The 15,308-nt window shown below is 57.3% G+C and carries 17 protein-coding genes and 4 pseudogenes; 11 read left to right on the top strand and 10 right to left on the bottom strand.

Going from position 1 to position 15,308, the window contains the following annotated elements; translation table 11 throughout:
* The first annotated feature begins 200 nt into the window (after positions 1-200).
* Together AB8B33_RS36685 and AB8B33_RS36680 are read left to right on the top strand one after the other, a co-directional pair.
* Positions 201-560, top strand: a complete 360-nt coding sequence (locus tag AB8B33_RS36685) for an RT0821/Lpp0805 family surface protein (RefSeq protein WP_439019328.1) — start codon at positions 201-203, stop codon at positions 558-560.
* Positions 561-669: 109 nt separating this feature from the next.
* The gene (locus AB8B33_RS36680) at positions 670-1,275 is read left to right on the top strand and encodes a L,D-transpeptidase (protein ID WP_439019224.1); all 606 of its coding nucleotides are present in this window, start codon (positions 670-672) and stop codon (positions 1,273-1,275) included.
* Positions 1,276-1,337: 62 nt separating this feature from the next.
* Here AB8B33_RS36680 and AB8B33_RS36675 read toward each other — a convergent pair whose 3' ends face one another.
* The 4 genes and pseudogenes from AB8B33_RS36675 to AB8B33_RS36660 form a co-directional block, all read right to left on the bottom strand.
* A complete protein-coding gene (locus AB8B33_RS36675; RefSeq protein ID WP_439019223.1) occupies positions 1,338-1,928 on the bottom strand; it encodes a type II toxin-antitoxin system VapC family toxin in 591 nt (196 codons plus the stop codon).
* The gene (locus tag AB8B33_RS36670; protein ID WP_439019222.1) at positions 1,918-2,214 is read right to left on the bottom strand and encodes a hypothetical protein; all 297 of its coding nucleotides are present in this window, start codon (positions 2,212-2,214) and stop codon (positions 1,918-1,920) included. The genes AB8B33_RS36675 and AB8B33_RS36670 overlap by 11 nt, the downstream gene beginning before the upstream one ends.
* A 247-nt stretch (positions 2,215-2,461) precedes the next feature.
* A pseudogene (locus AB8B33_RS36665) lies at positions 2,462-2,710 on the bottom strand (four-helix bundle copper-binding protein); the annotation flags it as partial.
* Positions 2,711-2,733: 23 nt separating this feature from the next.
* Positions 2,734-3,126: pseudogene (locus AB8B33_RS36660) on the bottom strand (IS110 family transposase); the annotation flags it as partial.
* Positions 3,127-3,200: 74 nt separating this feature from the next.
* On the opposite strand from AB8B33_RS36660, the pseudogene AB8B33_RS36655 reads away from it, so the two are divergent.
* Positions 3,201-3,341 (top strand): annotated as a pseudogene (locus AB8B33_RS36655) (transposase domain-containing protein); the annotation flags it as partial.
* Positions 3,342-3,538: 197 nt separating this feature from the next.
* Here the strand turns inward: AB8B33_RS36655 and AB8B33_RS36650 are convergent.
* Positions 3,539-5,161, bottom strand: coding sequence for a DUF1254 domain-containing protein (locus tag AB8B33_RS36650; protein WP_439019221.1), 1,623 nt, complete (start codon positions 5,159-5,161; stop codon positions 3,539-3,541).
* A gap of 441 nt (positions 5,162-5,602) precedes the next feature.
* On the opposite strand from AB8B33_RS36650, the pseudogene AB8B33_RS36645 reads away from it, so the two are divergent.
* Positions 5,603-5,992, top strand: a pseudogene (locus AB8B33_RS36645) (DUF1206 domain-containing protein); the annotation flags it as partial.
* Between the two features lie 378 nt (positions 5,993-6,370).
* Here the strand turns inward: AB8B33_RS36645 and AB8B33_RS36640 are convergent.
* Together AB8B33_RS36640 and AB8B33_RS36635 are read right to left on the bottom strand one after the other, a co-directional pair.
* Positions 6,371-6,958, bottom strand: coding sequence for a hypothetical protein (locus AB8B33_RS36640; protein ID WP_439019220.1), 588 nt, complete (start codon positions 6,956-6,958; stop codon positions 6,371-6,373).
* A gap of 119 nt (positions 6,959-7,077) precedes the next feature.
* Positions 7,078-7,512 (bottom strand): hypothetical protein, encoded by a 435-nt coding sequence (locus AB8B33_RS36635; protein ID WP_439019219.1) that lies wholly within the window; start codon positions 7,510-7,512, stop codon positions 7,078-7,080.
* 426 nt (positions 7,513-7,938) lie between these two features.
* Here AB8B33_RS36635 and AB8B33_RS36630 point away from each other — a divergent pair, with 426 nt between their 5' ends.
* Positions 7,939-8,217 (top strand): HU family DNA-binding protein, encoded by a 279-nt coding sequence (locus AB8B33_RS36630; protein WP_439019218.1) that lies wholly within the window; start codon positions 7,939-7,941, stop codon positions 8,215-8,217.
* Between the two features lie 96 nt (positions 8,218-8,313).
* Here the strand turns inward: AB8B33_RS36630 and AB8B33_RS36625 are convergent, their stop codons facing one another.
* Positions 8,314-9,348, bottom strand: coding sequence for a PAS domain-containing protein (locus tag AB8B33_RS36625; protein WP_439019217.1), 1,035 nt, complete (start codon positions 9,346-9,348; stop codon positions 8,314-8,316).
* A 692-nt stretch (positions 9,349-10,040) separates the two neighbouring features.
* Between AB8B33_RS36625 and AB8B33_RS36620 the strand changes: the two genes are divergently transcribed.
* Positions 10,041-11,507, top strand: coding sequence for a sensor histidine kinase (locus AB8B33_RS36620; protein WP_439019327.1), 1,467 nt, complete (start codon positions 10,041-10,043; stop codon positions 11,505-11,507).
* Between the two features lie 78 nt (positions 11,508-11,585).
* On the opposite strand, the gene AB8B33_RS36615 is transcribed toward AB8B33_RS36620, so the two are convergent.
* A complete protein-coding gene (locus AB8B33_RS36615) occupies positions 11,586-11,693 on the bottom strand; it encodes a hypothetical protein (RefSeq protein WP_439019216.1) in 108 nt (35 codons plus the stop codon).
* A gap of 275 nt (positions 11,694-11,968) precedes the next feature.
* On the opposite strand from AB8B33_RS36615, the gene AB8B33_RS36610 reads away from it, so the two are divergent.
* Both AB8B33_RS36610 and AB8B33_RS36605 read left to right on the top strand, forming a co-directional pair.
* Complete coding sequence (locus AB8B33_RS36610) at positions 11,969-12,283, top strand: co-chaperone GroES (protein WP_439019215.1); 315 nt, start codon at positions 11,969-11,971, stop codon at positions 12,281-12,283.
* A 143-nt stretch (positions 12,284-12,426) separates the two neighbouring features.
* The gene (locus AB8B33_RS36605) at positions 12,427-12,603 is read left to right on the top strand and encodes a hypothetical protein (protein ID WP_439019214.1); all 177 of its coding nucleotides are present in this window, start codon (positions 12,427-12,429) and stop codon (positions 12,601-12,603) included.
* Positions 12,604-12,780: 177 nt separating this feature from the next.
* Here the strand turns inward: AB8B33_RS36605 and AB8B33_RS36600 are convergent, their stop codons facing one another.
* On the bottom strand, positions 12,781-13,848 hold the full coding sequence (locus AB8B33_RS36600; protein ID WP_439019213.1) for an AI-2E family transporter: 1,068 nt from the start codon (positions 13,846-13,848) through the stop codon (positions 12,781-12,783).
* Positions 13,849-14,256: 408 nt separating this feature from the next.
* Here AB8B33_RS36600 and AB8B33_RS36595 point away from each other — a divergent pair, with 408 nt between their 5' ends.
* The 3 genes from AB8B33_RS36595 (at position 14,257) to AB8B33_RS36585 (ending at position 15,238) form a co-directional block, all read left to right on the top strand.
* Entirely contained in the window at positions 14,257-14,466 is a 210-nt protein-coding gene (locus AB8B33_RS36595; RefSeq protein WP_037062590.1) for a cold-shock protein, read from the top strand.
* Between the two features lie 132 nt (positions 14,467-14,598).
* Positions 14,599-14,823 (top strand): hypothetical protein, encoded by a 225-nt coding sequence (locus AB8B33_RS36590; RefSeq protein WP_439019212.1) that lies wholly within the window; start codon positions 14,599-14,601, stop codon positions 14,821-14,823.
* A 34-nt stretch (positions 14,824-14,857) separates the two neighbouring features.
* Positions 14,858-15,238, top strand: coding sequence for a DUF6481 family protein (locus AB8B33_RS36585; protein WP_439019211.1), 381 nt, complete (start codon positions 14,858-14,860; stop codon positions 15,236-15,238).
* Positions 15,239-15,308: the final 70 nt, after the last annotated feature.

The following is a 15,308-nucleotide window of genomic DNA, read 5'->3' as shown; positions in this document are numbered from 1 at the left end:
GTTAAAAAGTTGATGCGGTGCAACATGGCAAACCGATGGCGGCCGAAAATTGCGTTCGAGCGCTCTAGGTCTTTTGGCTGTCCAGTATCCGCTGCGGTTGGGGTTCGCTGACGAGACCGTTGGCCAAATCACCGCCAGCTCGCCGAAATGTGAACCTTTAGTAACTTGCAACACAAGCGGTGACGCGCTTTATCCGGACAATGATTTCGAAGCACTTCATCTCGGCAATGAGCATCGCGATCCTTACGGCGTGCTCGCATACTGAGCCACTGGAGCCGTCTCTTGCGCAATCGACTGTTCAGCACGCCGCTCCTGTGACCGATCAGGCTGTAATCGCAGACACTGTTGGTCATGCCCAAGCCGGTGCGAATGCTCTCGCGTGGGCAAATCCATCGACGGGAAGCGCTGGCGTTATTGAGCAGATTGATCCCACCAGCGATGGACCGGACGGATGTCGCGGTTTTGTTACCAGTCGGCAGTCCCTTGAAGGCATAACGCGCTTCAACGGAGTTGCCTGTCCTTCCGGTGACAGTTGGAAGCTAGGTGGCGACGTAAATTAGCGCTCGGCGTTGCTTTGCTACGCAGGCATCCTTGGATTGTGTAGGCCAACGCCATAGTCGCGCCATAGAATTGCGGCCAATAACGTTTGTTTAACAAGCGGATGGCGACATGAGGCTACTTGCTATCCTGGCTGCGGCGCTTCTTATGACCGTCGTCCAGGCTCACGCTCAGTACGACGGATATGACGAGTATGACGGCTACAGTTACGACGACCCGTACAACCTTTATCCGCCATCTGAATATGAGCCAGTTCCTCGCTATCGTGGCGCATTGCCCAACCGGGCGCAACAATCGAGGACTAAAGAATCCATCGTGATCGTCACGGGCGAGCACACTCTTTATTACGCGACACCTTGGGGTGAGCAGTATGTGTACCCGATAGCTGTCGGCCGTGAGGGCAAGCAATGGTTCGGGTCTACACGGGTGGTGTCAAAGAAAGCGCATCCCGAATGGCGCCCCACCGCAAGCATGCGTCAGAAGAACCCCAAGCTTCCCACCGTGATGAAGCCCGGGCCGAACAATCCACTCGGAACCCGGGCGATCTATCTCGCAGACAGGCTACTGCGTATCCACGGCACCAATGATCCCTCGTCGATCGGGACCAACGCATCGAGTGGCCGCTTTCGGATGTATCGTCAGGACGTGGAAGAGCTGTACAAGCACAAGCGATTGCGAGGACGAGGCTGGATCGGGCGACCGTCGTTGATTGTATAGCGGGCACACAATCAAGCTATTCCAGTCCGGCCGAATAGCTGCAGACGGAGAGAGTTCGGCACTCATGGTGAGGGCTGCTCCGGCGGCGCTCGATACAGAATAACCCGAACGCTCGGTATGAGTTGAGAAAGGAAATCAAAGTCCCGAACGTTAGCAGTCAATACGCTCGCACCCAGCTGCCGTGCCTGTAGGAAAATGAGGGCATCATTGACGAAGCGGCGCTCATGTCCCTCGCCCTTTGGCAGGTTGCTCATGCGAAAGAGGAGCCCCGCCAGCACGCCGGCCTGTCCCCAGGTGGTTGCATCCGGGGCATGAAGCCGGTGTTCCGGAATGTCTTCTACGGTCGCCGCGATCGTTTCGAGAGCCGCCTTTGTGGAGGGATGATTTGGATTCAGCCGTCCGAAGGCATGGGTCAGCTCGGATAGACACACCGCGGAGTGGTGGCACAGGCGATACGTCAACAGTGTATCGACCTCCAACGGCGAGCGGCCTTGAAGCACATCCAGATAGACGCTGGTGTCCAGGAAAAGAGGCCCTCCAATTTGTGGCTCGTCAGCGGCCCATGAATGAGCTTCGTCGGGCCTCCGTTCGAGCGTTCCCACGTGCTTTCCGGGCTTTAGCGATCGGAGGGTTTCGGAGAGATCAAATCCCAAGATCGACATCCGTCGGGATGGTGCCCTTGCGGCCCACCAGACGCACGCCAAAGTCATCTTCAAGAGCCAGCCGGGAAAGTGCCAATTCCAGCAACTCGGTGTCGGAGGTAACATGGGCGCGCTTCTTGGCCGCCTCGACCAACTCCGAGGGGACTCGTCCCGACAAGCGGGTATTCTTTGCCGTGCCGAGGAGACCGATGGCTTTCGCTTGCTCGAGCACGAGCCTGTTGCGGTTCAACGCGACCTTTGCTTCGGTCTCCGCAGCAGTATGGGACTGGGTAACCATAGGTTTCTCCTGTGTTCAACATAGTATATGTAACGTTGAACGAAAAGGCAAGATCGATAGCGGGTGGCGAGCTGGGATCCCGATATGGCGGCTCGCCCGTGATGAAAAGCAGTCCGAACCTGTTAGGTGGTCTGTCTCATAAAGGCTGCGTTCCGAATCCGCCCCCTGTCACTTGTTACGGATATCCCTAGCTTCACCGGATATCCGTTCTCATCTGGGCAGGAAGAGGTCGGAGCCCCTTCCCCGATCACCCCGCCATCTTGCGACAGCTCTCGGCACAGCGGCGGCAGGCGTCGACACAGCTCTGCATATCGCCGATCCGTTCGCAGTCGTCGGCGCATTCCCTGCAAACATGCTTTTGGTGCTCCGAGCCCATCAGCATGAAATGCGCGGGGGCCCCGCCGATCTCAACGCAAGCCATCATCAGGTTGAAGTGCGGGGGCTTCGTGTGCTCCCCACCTAGCTCCAGGCAATGACGGCTCGGAAGCGCGGTCGACGCCGCGGCCTGACGCCGGCGGGACGCGAGAGAAGTTCGTGTGTGCGATGCAGGACACGCGACGCCTGTTGCGCTAGCGACTTGATCGGAGCTGTGCGAACTGCCGGTCGCGTCACTGCTTCGCAGATGGCTGCGGCGTCCGCTGCGTCATTCTTTTGACGCGCGACATAGGGCTTCACGTACGAAGCGGGGATCATTCGGGCCTCATGGCCAAGAGCGCGAATCTCGCGTGCCCGGTGATGCGACGAGGCGCATGCCTCCATTCCGACAACGCAAGGCGGCAATTTAACAAAGAAGCTGAGCACTTCCTCGCGGCGAAGCTTCTTCTGAAGGACAGGGCGGCCATTTGTATCCGCCCCATGGACCTGAAAAACTCGCTTGGCCAGATCGAGCCCAATCGTCGTCACTTCGTTCATGGCTGACATCTCCGCGTTAAAGCGGTCATCGTGACCGCTCCCTCACTATGGCGCCGGAAGAGGGAGCCATCCACCTCATCAAACTTAACCATGTCGAGCCGCTGGCCTATCTGACGGCCACACTCACCGCCATCGTCAACGGCCACAAACAAAGCCGGATCGATGAACTCTTACCGTGGAACTATTCGGTTTTATGTAGCAAGTGCCACCGATGACGCTGATTGGCTAGCCGCCCCACATCCCACGATCCGGAGGACCGCAATGGTGTGGCAAGCGGTCATCCGAGGCCCCCCTGGGTGGCGAAATACGTTTACAGTTTTGATCCCGCGAACAGCAGTTCGAAATCGAGGATGGCCGGATCGGCCAAGAGGTGGCCGATCCTGGACGCGATGCTATCGTCCTTCTCGGCGGACTAATCCACGAGTTCGACCTCGCTCGGTCGCCATTCCTTGGCGAAGAACGGTTCAAGCGGGCTGTAGAGCCGCAGGCACGGGATAAAGCCTTTACCGGGCATGGTCTGAATCCAGTTGCCGCGTTTGACATTCGCTGGCTGCGTCGGGCCGAAGTAGATCGTTGTCGTGCCTTCGGCGTCCGCTTCCGCTGCGGGTGATGGAAAGCTCTGGCTGCCTGCTCGCGGGTAGCGCTGCGGCGTGTCCAGCATCGAGCGCGTCATGTTGTCGTAAAGCGTGAACGACCAAAAGTTCGCTTGTGGGATGTCCTTCGGCAACGTCACCTTGTAGGTCTTGGCACCGTCGAAGGGCTCCTTGTTTGCATCGATCATCGTCCATAGGTAGGTCGAGCCGATGCCGGGCAGACGCATGGCCATCGCGGGCGTGATCCCGGTGACGCCGTAGAAGAAGTCCGTCCGCGCGTCGAGCGTGCGATAGCCGGTCGGCGGGTAGGGTTTTACGCCTCCGGTTGTAATCAGCGGTATCGGCGTCTCGAACTCGTAGCCGACCTCGAACAGCATGTTCTGCCAACCCGAGCCGGGATAGTAGTACAAAGTGGGATCGCGAGGAGCCATAAACAGGGTGCGCGAAGTGGCATTGGCGAGCGCAAGCGCTTCGGTGAGAATCTTCTTCATCCGATCATCCGGCGCGAAGGGTTTGCCCTTGATGATGCCGATGGCGGCGATGGGGCCCATCAACTCGGGGTCAAGCGACCCTGCAGGCTCCTGCTGCACGACCTCGTTGAGCATCTCGTAATAGCTGAAGTCGTTCGGCGGGATGGTGTTCATTACCTTGCCGGTACCTTCGTGGAACACGGTCGGCGGCGGTGGCGTGACTTTGCCAAGTTTGGCCTTGCCGCTCAAAAAGTCGGCAATGGGGGTGCCGACGCCGCCAACCTCGTATGGATAGACCTTGGTGAACTTTCTGATCGTGTCGGCCACGGGTTTCGGATCGTTGTTCTCTAGGAACGAGCGAGCGAACCATATGACGAGGCTGGTCCGGGCGTGGGCGATATTGAAGCCACTAGGCAGCGGACCATCGTAGCCGGGCGGCAGAATGAGGTATTTCCCGCCCTCGCCGCGATCAGGACCAGGCAGCCCGATGTCGATGACCCAGCGGAACCAGTAGTCATCGATGGCACCAAGCGCCTTCGGTGGCACCTCCAGCACCATGGGACCCTTGGTCAGGTCCAGCATGCCCATGGAATAGACGGTGTCCGCGTTGGCCGTCAGGAAGAGCGACTTGGCGTCCATCAGTTCGGAGAAGACAAGGACTTCGTTATCCTTGACACCGGCGCTCAGTAGGCCCTTGTGGAGGGCGTGTATGCTAACCCCTTGAAGGGTGTTCACAAACGCCTCGAACGCGTGGGTGAAGTCTATGTTGTCATAGACCTTGGCGATGGTCTCCTCGCTCGGCATGCCGTCCTTGAAGTCGAGCGGGCCTATCCGAGTCTCGACTTTGTCCGGCGTGGTGATCGCCGGGGGAATTTCAGCAGCAGTCTGGGCGGAGGCTATGCTCCCGCCGTTGATACTGGTTGTCGCGAGGAGAAGAGCCAGAAAGGCAAGCCTGCGTGCTGTCGATGTCATGTCATTCCCTCCACTATAATTTTTCAAAGTTGGAACGGACTGCGCATGCACGTTTCACGCCCCAAAACAACACGGGCGGACCTATACCTTTCGCACAGTATTGGCGACCGAAGCTCACAGCCTGCCCGCAAAACTTGCAGGCCATCTTCCCCCGGCATCGAGAAATGGCAAGTACGTTACAGTAACATACGCTGCTACCGAACTTCGCTTGGAATATTGCCTCCTACGCAAAGGTCCGCGTAGGGCCGTTAATGAGAGTTTGCGGGGATCAGCGGAACTTCTGCTTTGGGTCGAGACGCGACCTTCGCGACATCACTGACAAAGGTCGGGATGTGGCGCATAGTTGCAATACTGCTCCACGGCTGGTGGCATTTGATACAGAGTGCCGGAATTATTCCGCCCAAGTGTGAGCGGCACACCGCTCTGATGTCCGTTGTCAATGCTGTGGGCCTCGGCTTCGTCGGCGGCGGCGCTATAACAGCTTCAAAGGACATTACGAGGAAATTCGAGCGGTATCTGCGCCTTCCGACCGCCAGCAAGGGTTTTCTTAGAGCCGTCTGCATCTATGGTCTCGTCTCTCGCGGCGTCGTTTTCGCTGTGACAGGCCTGCTTTTCGTTCATGCCGGATTTCGGGTCGATCCGGAACAGGCTGGAAGTATGGGCGACGCGATGGCCTGGGTCCGGCAGCTCCCGTACGGGGTCATTCTTTATTTCGCTGCCGCAGCAGGTCTGGCCGCGTTTGGCATCTACAACCTGGTTGAGGCTCGATACCGGGTGATCCATAGACCTTCACTGGCAACGACAAAGCGGTCAATGCCGGCAATTCGATGAGTTCCACGGCCGTCTGTGACCTCAAGGGTTCGAGAACGCCGGAGTAGCGTCGATACTGATAAAACGCGCACGAAATGGCCTTTCGACAGGCAGCAGGCAAGGCGACGCCGTGTGCTTGCCTCTAGGGAATGCGTTGCCACGCCGGCCCAGATGTGTCGGTGCAGGCCGCATCCTGTCTTCCGACGAGAGTTCCAACCACCTGCCATGCGGAAACTCCGCGGCCACCCGGTCGGTGTAGGCAATAGCGTGTCCGCCGGCGAGCATGTCATAGGCGAGCGGAGCGCCTATGTTTCCGGAGATAGGACGTAGCGGATGTCGGTGGCAAACATCGCTCGTAAAGATTGAAGGCGGCTTGCCGTCCGGCGCCGGTCCGGTGGCTCACTTGTCGTCATAGCGTTCGAGCAGGCGACGCAAATGTGCGTTCTGCTCAAGCAGTTTTGCGGAGAGCTGCGATCGCAGATCCTTAATTTCGAGTTCCAGTTCAATGGCCTCATCGAAGAACGTTTTTTTCTCCGCCGCTGGCTCTCCGGCCGCTTGTGTGACGCCAGATTGTTCCCCGCGATTTTCCCGCGTCCGAGCAGCCGTTGCCCTTTGCTTTTTTGCACCGCCTGGCGGAACTCCCGCGCCGTTTTCACCTGCGATGACGGTTGCGGACGGCAAAGGCTGGTCATAAACCTTTAAAGCGCTGGCTTCTGACTGCTCGCCAACCAAAGGATCGGATTGGTCCACCCGAGCGGGTGGCTCGGCCGCCGCACCAGCTGAATCCCACCGTTCACGCGCATCGTTCTCATAAACGGTCGACTTAGATTCGATTGCGGCTTCTATTTCCGTCCGCAGAGTTGGATCTTGCCGGTATTCCTCTGCTCGTGGATCGGGTATCGCCACGATTTCATCGGCCGGTGCACTCGCTTCTGTCGCCTTATGGCGCGACGCAAAGTCCTTGATTAGTTTCCACGGTGATCTCATCACCACCTCCCGACTCGTTTTCTTAGTGCCATAGTACCGAGCGGGAGACCGGGCTTGCAATGCGAGCCCGGTCCTTCGTCATAAAACAAGATTAAGCCGGTGGACGGGTTTGTTGATGATCAAACCAATCCGAGCTTTTTGCGCAGGTCGGCGTTCTCGGCGCGGAGCTTGTCGGAGAGCGCCTTGCGCAGCTTCTGGTTCTCTTCTTCGAGCTTCAGAAGATCCGCAAAACCGTCCGTTTGCGGCGGGGTGGCCTCGACGGCCTGCGGCGCAGGCTTGGCAGGTTGAGCCTTCGAAACCCTAGGCTTCTTTGCAGGAACAGATGCCTTGGTGACGGTTGCGACCGCCACCGGGGCAACGGACGCCGTGGGCGCTGCGGTCTTTTTCGCCGGGCCGCGGGTCTTCTTGACCGGAGCGCTCACCGAAGTGTCGGCAACCGTTTCAGCGGCGGTCTTGGGCTTCCGCGGCGCCCGCGTCTTCTTTTCTTTTGTCTTCGAAGACGCATCTGCGGACGCGGTCTCGATTGCAGGGGTTGGGTTCGGATCATCTGCCATCGGTTAAATCCTTGCGGTTAGTAAAATCGCTCGACCATATCAGTCGCCGTCAATAATCGTTGAAGATTATTTCGAACTTATTGACGATGGTTCAGCTGTTTGCCAACCACCTCGCCCCGCCAGTCCGATGGACTGCCAACCCTATCGCCGAAAATTACTGCCGGCCGGCTGGATGAGATAGGCGGACGTGTTCGATGGAGAAATGAACGAAAACCAGGAGCTGGCGGATCGTTGGAGCGAAGGGTGACGCGAGAAGCTCGGCTGCCTCATTTCCTGATATTGGCCCCAACAAGCACGCCAGGGGCGACAGATCGATTGGAAACTGTGGAAATCTCGCCGAACGAGTGCCATCGCCGATGCTGCCTTCATGACAATGGACGCGGTCGGTGTCAGGGATTGCGCATCAACGACGATCCGGAGAATGACATGACGACGACCAACGAAATCGCAGACAAGATTGCTGGCGAACACGGTCTGACGAAGGTACAGGGCAAGACGATCGTCGAGGCGGTCCTCGCCTCGATCACCGAGGCAGCTCTTGCTGGCAACGAAACCTCGCTGCCGGGCTTTGGCAAGTTCAAAGTCAAGGCGACGCCGGAGCGCGAAGCACGCAATCCCTCGACCGGCGCGACGATCAAGGTTGCGGCCGCAAAGAAGCTGACCTTCCAGCCGGCCAAGGCGCTCAAGGATGCGATGAACAAGTGATACGCGAAGAGCCTCGTCCAGTCAGGAGAGGCTCTAACGCTACGCATTTGATAACGCTGGGTTCGACGTTGCTTTCACCTGCCAAAAAAGCCGTTCTCAGGTGGTCAACTCCGCCGTTGGAATTTCAATGTCGATAAGCAGCCCTTCATCGAGCCAGTTTCTCTCAAGGCGCCCCTTGAGCTGTTTTTCGACCATCGCACCGACAATCACGGTGCCAAATCCTCGTTTGGTCCATTTAGACGGAGCGTCGGCGCCGGTCTCCTGCCACCGGATGCTGAGGCCCCTGCCCGACTGCCCCGGCCTCCAACGGATGGAAAGTGTGCCCTGCTCGACGGCAAGGGCACCATGACGGGCTGCGTTGACAGCGAGTTCGTGGAAAACGAGCGCAAGTGGCTGGACGATCGATGCCGGCAACCTGATGTCCGGCCCACTAAAAGAAGCGCGGGCCGCTGCGAACGGCGCCACTTGTTGACGAATGAGTTCCTCAACGGAAATGCTTGTCCATCTTCGCTCAGCAAGCAAGGCGTGGGCACGGGCAAGCGCCTGCACGCGATGTTGGATCGCGGCGGCATAAAGTGCCGGGTTATCTGCATTGCTGAGGCGGACGATGCTATCGACTATCGCCAGGACATTCTTCGCGCGGTGATCGACCTCCCTCAGCAAGCGGTGCTCGGAGGCCTCTAGGGCTTCGACGCGGCGATACTCTGTCATGTCGATTTGAGATCCAAAATAATACAGGATCCGTCCATCGTCGCCGTGGATTGGACTTAGGTGCAGGCGATTCCAGAACGGCTCGCCGTTTTTCTTGTAGTTGAGGATCTCGACGTTGACCTCCCGCTCGTCGGCTATGCCTGCACGAATTTCTGCAACAGCTATAGGAGATGTCGCAGGCCCTTGCAGGAAACGACAGTTGAGGCCGAGCACCTCCTCGGCGCTGTAGCCTGTCAGTTCGAGAAATGATTTGTTTGCAAGTACAATCGGCAGATCGGGTGTACGCGCGTCTGTGACGACCATCGGCATCCTGGTGCGCTCGAAGGCGATGGCTGCCAGTTCTTTGCGATCGCCGTAGGCCGCCTCTGACGATGCGGAAGGCAAATCACCTTGGAGTTTTTTCGTTGAATGGCTTTTCATGCGTCCACGCTTGCGATGAGATGGACCAATAACGCGGCGCGAGCTCCTTTGTTTCCGACACGGTCATTCAATCGGATTGCGGCGCGGGTCCTCCGAGACGTGCCTGACAACGTGTCACGTCCACGAAAACGTTCGGCCGCGCCGCTTTCCCACATCCGCTGTCAGGAAACCGCGCTGAAGACGGTGATTGGAACGCGAGAGGATCCCGGCAATGAGAAGGCGGATGAGCCCAATCACGTCGGGACACTCGGTGTGGCTGTGTCAGCTTTCGCGAGTTTGTGAACGGACCCGACTTCCAGGAGCCGCAGCAAGTTCATGGAGGTCGCAGGTTGCGTAGATGAGCGACGATAGTGCAGTGAATAATGGAAGCGTGCAGCACGTCTTATCGGCTCGTCCGCGTTTACGGGCCTCAGGCCTTCAAACGCGGCCGCAATGACTATGCTGACGCGGTCTTCCGGATCCCGAAGCCGTCTGCTGTCATATGCCGGTTGGATGCGGGATCGTTGCCTCGAAAGATTTCGTTCAATCCCAATATTCCAGTTCGACTGGCCGCGCACGAAAATTTTCCTAATTTCGTCTTTGACTTACAATCGCGCCAATCGATATGCAGACTAGCCGGTTTTGGTCCTTTTCTGCCGTTGACTTGCTGCTCGCGAACTTTCAAAAGTGACGCAAAGACCGAGGCGATTTTCATGCGCGAAAATAATCATGCCGTGCCCAACCAGGGCGAACTGGCCGCGATCATTCGCGATTGCGACTGGGCAGGCACCGCCCTTGGACCGATATCGTCCTGGCCGATCCAGCTCAGATGCGCAGTCGATATCGCACTCCCCTCCCGTGCTCAGATCGTCATGTTCTGCGGACCTGATTTCATCGCCATTTATAATGACGCCTACGCACCGACCATCGGGACAAAGCATCCTGCGGCGCTTGGCAGGCCGGCAAAAGAAAACTGGGCGGAGCTTTGGGATGATCTGGAGCCGCTGCTGCGCAAGGTTTTGGAGACTGGCGAGACCGTTTTTGCCAAGGATAGGCCTTTTTATATCGAGAGGCACAACAGGCCTGAAACGGTCTATTTCGATATCTCCTATTCCCCTGTATCCGATGAAAACGGCAAGGTTCTCGCGGTCTTCTGTATCGTCAGCGAAACGACCGACCGAGTCGGCTACGAGGCGACACTCAAACGGCTCGCATCGATCATTGCTTCCTCTGAAGATGCAATTCTCGGCATCGATCTCTCTATGATGGTCACCGACTGGAACGATGGCGCCGAGAAGCTCTACGGCTATTCGTCCAGCGAAATTCTCGGTCGGCCGGTGACAGTTCTTATTCCAGACAATCGCGTAGATGAGGAGGCTCGCATCATCGCCCGCATCAGGGCCGGCGAGCGTATCGAGACCCACGAGACGATCAGGCGCCATAAGAGCGGAAAACTCTTGGAGGTCTCCCTTACGGTATCTCCGATCTATGATGCGGATGGCAGCATCGTCGGCGCCTCGAAAATCGCCAGAGATATTACCGCGCGCAAAGAAGCCGAGCGGGTCCAGGAGGTTCTCATCGCCGAGTTGAACCATCGGGTCAAGAATATCCTGGCAACGGTTGCGGCCATCGCACGTCAGACATTTGCGGGCGCGCCGGATTTCGAGGCAGCAAGGGCGGCTTTCGACGCAAGGCTGCAAAGCTTGGCGAGAGCCCATGATTTGCTCACCCATGGCAACTGGGGGGCCGCAAGCCTTCGAAGGGTGGTCGCGGAAGCGCTGTCAGCATACTCGACGGAGCGCGTCAACATCAGTGGACCGGATATCAGTATCTCTCCCAAAGCAGTGGTCGCGATCGCGCTCATTGTGCATGAGTTGGCCACCAATGCTGCCAAATACGGCGCCTTATCGGCCGAGTCTGGCAAAATTTCAGTCTCCTGGAAGTTGGAAGGTTCACCCGACCCCTTCCTGAGACTGCTATGGAGTGAGAGTGGTGGCCCGCCGGTTAGACCCCCCTCACGGCGCGGGTTCGGGTCGCGCTTGATCGAGGCAATGTCGTCGGGACAGCTCAACGGCCGCGCAGAACTTGGATATGACGAGAGTGGCCTGCGTTGCCTGATCAGCGCACCTCTGGATGTAGAATGGAGAGATTCTGACCACGAGGTTGCGGACTCGGCCTAACGAGGCGCTTTAGTTGGCCAGCGCAACACTGCCCCGAACTCAGGATCTCGGGGAATTCCCGGGCAGGTCTTGGCCCGGCTAGACATGAGCCTGCAGGAAGAACCCAAAATCGGGAAACCGGTAGAGGATATGGGCGGTGGAAAAACCATAGCCATTGAGTTGCGCTGCAGATCCAATGAGAGTCATTCATTTTCATTTCATGACAATCCAAATTGCCGCGCAATGTCTACGTCCATCGGCGAATGCTTGAACGCAGGAACCAAGTTTCCCGTTGATAATCCGTATGTTAGCAGCACCTGTTGTGGATTGCTAATTTTTTCTCTTTGCCCTCTTGAAACCGAAAAATCGCAAAACCAGATCATGTTGCGCAAAACGCTCGAATGAGGTTTGCACCCGCCCGGACTGGTCATCCGGTCCGGTAGGGGATTGTGCGTCATCTTTTTTGTCCAATGGAGGAAAACATGTCGTTCCGACCGCTACATGATCGCATTCTCGTCCGCCGCATCGAGTCTCAGCAGAAGACCAGGGGCGGCATCATCATTCCCGACACCGCCAAGGAAAAACCGCAGGAAGGCGAGGTCATCGCCGTCGGCCCCGGCGCGCGCACCGACGCCGGCCAGATCCATGCCCTCGACGTCAAGGTGGGCGACCGCATCCTGTTTGGCAAATGGTCCGGCACCGAGATCAAGATCAACGGCGAGGATCTGCTGATCATGAAGGAAAGCGATGTCATGGGCATCATCGAAGCCCAGAGCGAGCAGAAAAAGGCTGCCTGAGGGGTGAAAGCGGGCCTTTCGGTGATGGCGCCAAATGCGGAAAACCCACCTGGACAAATATGTGCTACGACAGATCGGCGAGTATGGCCTGTCGATCATCATTTTCCCGGGTCGCGAATAGTCATTCTTCAAGGAGAGCTCAAGTGGCTTGGAAAACGCGGAAAATCGAATACGTGAACGGCTACAAGATTGTTGAAGTCGATGGACCCGCCTTCAAAGTCTTCGATGGCGATCGGCAGATCGGTGATGATTTCCCCTACCCCGGCGAAGCGGCAGCTCACGCGAATTCTCTGCCAAGACTGAACCCTCCACGAAGCTAGTCAAGAGAGATTCGGAGAGATCCCAAGACCCCAGTTTTTCAGTTCTTCTCGACTGCGCATTGAGCCTCAGCGCTTAAAAAGGATCGGAACCTTCGCGGCCGCCCCCAAATTGGTAGATATTCGATTCACGGATGGAATTCTGAGCAAGCCGCAAAGTCCCGGGAGCTGACGGTTCAATCATTCTTTAATCTTGGACTTTGCTCTTTCAGCGCTCTGCTGTTCGGCGAAAAGCGACCATGCCGCGATAAACAAGGCGGCGATCAAGGGGCCAATGACGAAGCCATTGATGCCGAACAGGGAGATGCCACCGACTGTCGAGATCAGCACGACGTAGTCGGGCAGCCGCGTTCCCTTGCCGACCAACGGCGGGCGCAGCAGATTGTCGATCAGTCCTATAACGAATATGCCGATGAGGACCAGGATCGATGCTTTCAGCCAGGCCCCCGTGAGGACCAGCCAGATGGCGGCCGGAACCCATACGAGCGCCGCACCAATTGCGGGCAGCATCGACAGGAACGTCATTGTCACACCCCACAGCAAGGCGGCCTCAATCCCCAGAGCCCAGAATGCCACGCCGCCGATCGTTCCCTGGACGATCGCGATGATGATGTTTCCCTTGACGGTGGCGCGAACGACAGCGGAAAACTTGTCGAGAAACTGCCGCGTATAGTCATCGCTCAACGGAATTGCATGTCGGATCTTGCCTCTGAGGTCCCCGCTATCCCTGAACAGGAAGAAAAGCAGATACAGCATGATGCCGAAGCTGATAAAGAACTGCAGCGTATTTTGACCAAAACTGAGCAGACCGCCGCCGACCGACCGGCTTGCCTGCACGACGCCGGAGGAGATATTCGCGCGCAGTTCCGAAAATCCACCGAGTTTCAGTGACGTCAGCCAGTTGTCGATGAAGGCTGGCAAGGCATTCTGGATCCGGACCAGATATCCATTGAGATCGATTTCGTTGCTGCTGATCCGTTGATACAGGCTTGTTCCTTCCTGGATAAGAGAACCGAGAATGATCATTGCCGGCACGATAACGAGGCATATGCACATCAACACCGTCAGCAGGGCGGCAATGCTACGACGGCCCCCTAACAAACGCTCCAGTCGCTTGTGAACGGGAAAGAAGATGATCGCGAGGATGACGGCCCAGAAGACAGCGGAGTAATAGGGGATAAGCAGCCAGATGAACGCGATCGTCACAGCCGCCAGAAGGACGTAAAAGCTCGTACGCTGAATGGACATGTCTGCCTTGTTCCCTAAACGGCCTCTTTTCCTACCAGCTATACAAGAGAATTGCACAAGATAGGTTCAACGGCGGAGCAACGCCCTAGTCCGCGGCAGCCTCCGCTTATTAGAAAGCATCCCGGCCATTCCCTCTGCAGTGTTCGAGCATGCTGCGGGGCAACGAAATTGCGGCCGGATGTAAAGGCCCGAATTGCAACCATATGAAGATTTCTCATTAATCTGAAAACTAAAAGTTGACATTGTGCTGCACGTTGCCCATATAGCGACTATCGATATTTGCTTGCTGAGCTTTGGTTACTGCGCGATTGGCACCGCGCCCTGAACGAACCTTCCTTTCAAAAATCGCTATCACCATCTGCAGCGCTCCGGTGCTGTGGCCCCTCAATTGCTATGAAAGGGTTCATCATGACCACTGGCACAGTTAAATGGTTCAATTCCACCAAGGGTTTCGGCTTCATTCAGCCTGACAATGGCGGCGCCGATGCGTTCGTCCATATCTCGGCCGTCGAGCGCGCCGGCATGCGCGAAATCGTAGAGGGTCAGAAGATCGGCTACGAGCTGGAGCGCGACAATAAGTCGGGCAAGATGTCCGCCTGCAATCTGCAGGCTGCCTAACTCATCCGGTATCTGCTTTTCGTTGACCACGGATGTACTGGCACTGTTAAGAGCTGATACCAATCAGGGTCAGGCGTATTGCCTGGCCTTTTTTATTGCCGCCAACCCGGCGGCCTTCATCCGGAAATGATCATGTCCCAAACATATAGCAAGTCTCGCCAACAGGCTGAGACAGCCTTCAACCTCTCACAATCACAGTTTTTCGCACGCAACAGCGCCGTCGAAGAGCTCGACTCCCTCGTTCGATCTCGCCAGGAAAAGACTGTGCGCCTTCGCGAAGCCCGTCTTGCAAAGGAATTGCGGGATCGCGCAACAGCGACCGCCTCCCTGCTAGCCAAACGAGCGAAAACGGCCTGACAACTCTGTCTGGATACGATCGAAGGACACATATTTGAAGAACGCTAGAGAAAAAGATCTTTTCGATCGTCGAAGAGCCGCTGCAGATGCAAAGGCAGCCCTCCTGAAAGCCTATGCCGCTGCAAAGGCTTCGACTGAACCAGCGAAACTGGCGCGACAGGCGGAACGCATCGTCCTTGCGGCAGATAGGCAAAGACGGCGCCTTGAACGCGAACGGCTGAAGCTTGCGGCGTGTGAGCGCCTTGCGACCGAGCTAGCCGAGCAACTGGAAGCCGCAGCTGCCGAGACCCGCGCCGAGGCTGAATCATACGAGGCACTCGAGAAAGACCGCATCGCACGCATGATCGAAGATGAAGCCGCTCGAAAGGTCGAGCGTGATCGGCGCTATTCCAATCGCAAGGCAAGGCAGGCTTAAGGTCCTGGATCGGCTCCACGTAGGTGGCCGATCGAATACGCGAGGTTTGGTCGACACGTGTTTGCAACGG

Origin of the sequence: Rhizobium sp. 768_B6_N1_8, from assembly GCF_051811225.1 — a bacterium.
In the GTDB taxonomy this organism is placed as follows: Bacteria; Pseudomonadota; Alphaproteobacteria; order Rhizobiales; family Rhizobiaceae; genus Rhizobium.
This window is presented reverse-complemented; position numbering and strand designations above follow the sequence as displayed.

Bases quoted from the DNA above. Each gene is read 5' to 3' on its own strand.
- AB8B33_RS36670 (WP_439019222.1), bottom strand. From the start codon at position 2,214: ATGGTTACCCAGTCCCATACTGCTGCGGAGACCGAAGCAAAGGTCGCG.
- AB8B33_RS36600 (WP_439019213.1), bottom strand. From the start codon at position 13,848: ATGTCCATTCAGCGTACGAGCTTTTACGTCCTTCTGGCGGCTGTGACG.
- AB8B33_RS36630 (WP_439019218.1), top strand. From the start codon at position 7,939: ATGACGACGACCAACGAAATCGCAGACAAGATTGCTGGCGAACACGGT.
- AB8B33_RS36620 (WP_439019327.1), top strand. From the start codon at position 10,041: ATGCGCGAAAATAATCATGCCGTGCCCAACCAGGGCGAACTGGCCGCG.
- AB8B33_RS36610 (WP_439019215.1), top strand. From the start codon at position 11,969: ATGTCGTTCCGACCGCTACATGATCGCATTCTCGTCCGCCGCATCGAG.
- AB8B33_RS36615 (WP_439019216.1), bottom strand. From the start codon at position 11,693: ATGACTCTCATTGGATCTGCAGCGCAACTCAATGGCTATGGTTTTTCC.
- AB8B33_RS36650 (WP_439019221.1), bottom strand. From the start codon at position 5,161: ATGACATCGACAGCACGCAGGCTTGCCTTTCTGGCTCTTCTCCTCGCG.
- AB8B33_RS36625 (WP_439019217.1), bottom strand. From the start codon at position 9,348: ATGAAAAGCCATTCAACGAAAAAACTCCAAGGTGATTTGCCTTCCGCA.
- AB8B33_RS36595 (WP_037062590.1), top strand. From the start codon at position 14,257: ATGACCACTGGCACAGTTAAATGGTTCAATTCCACCAAGGGTTTCGGC.
- AB8B33_RS36635 (WP_439019219.1), bottom strand. From the start codon at position 7,512: ATGGCAGATGATCCGAACCCAACCCCTGCAATCGAGACCGCGTCCGCA.
- AB8B33_RS36640 (WP_439019220.1), bottom strand. From the start codon at position 6,958: ATGAGATCACCGTGGAAACTAATCAAGGACTTTGCGTCGCGCCATAAG.
- AB8B33_RS36685 (WP_439019328.1), top strand. From the start codon at position 201: ATGATTTCGAAGCACTTCATCTCGGCAATGAGCATCGCGATCCTTACG.
- AB8B33_RS36680 (WP_439019224.1), top strand. From the start codon at position 670: ATGAGGCTACTTGCTATCCTGGCTGCGGCGCTTCTTATGACCGTCGTC.
- AB8B33_RS36590 (WP_439019212.1), top strand. From the start codon at position 14,599: ATGTCCCAAACATATAGCAAGTCTCGCCAACAGGCTGAGACAGCCTTC.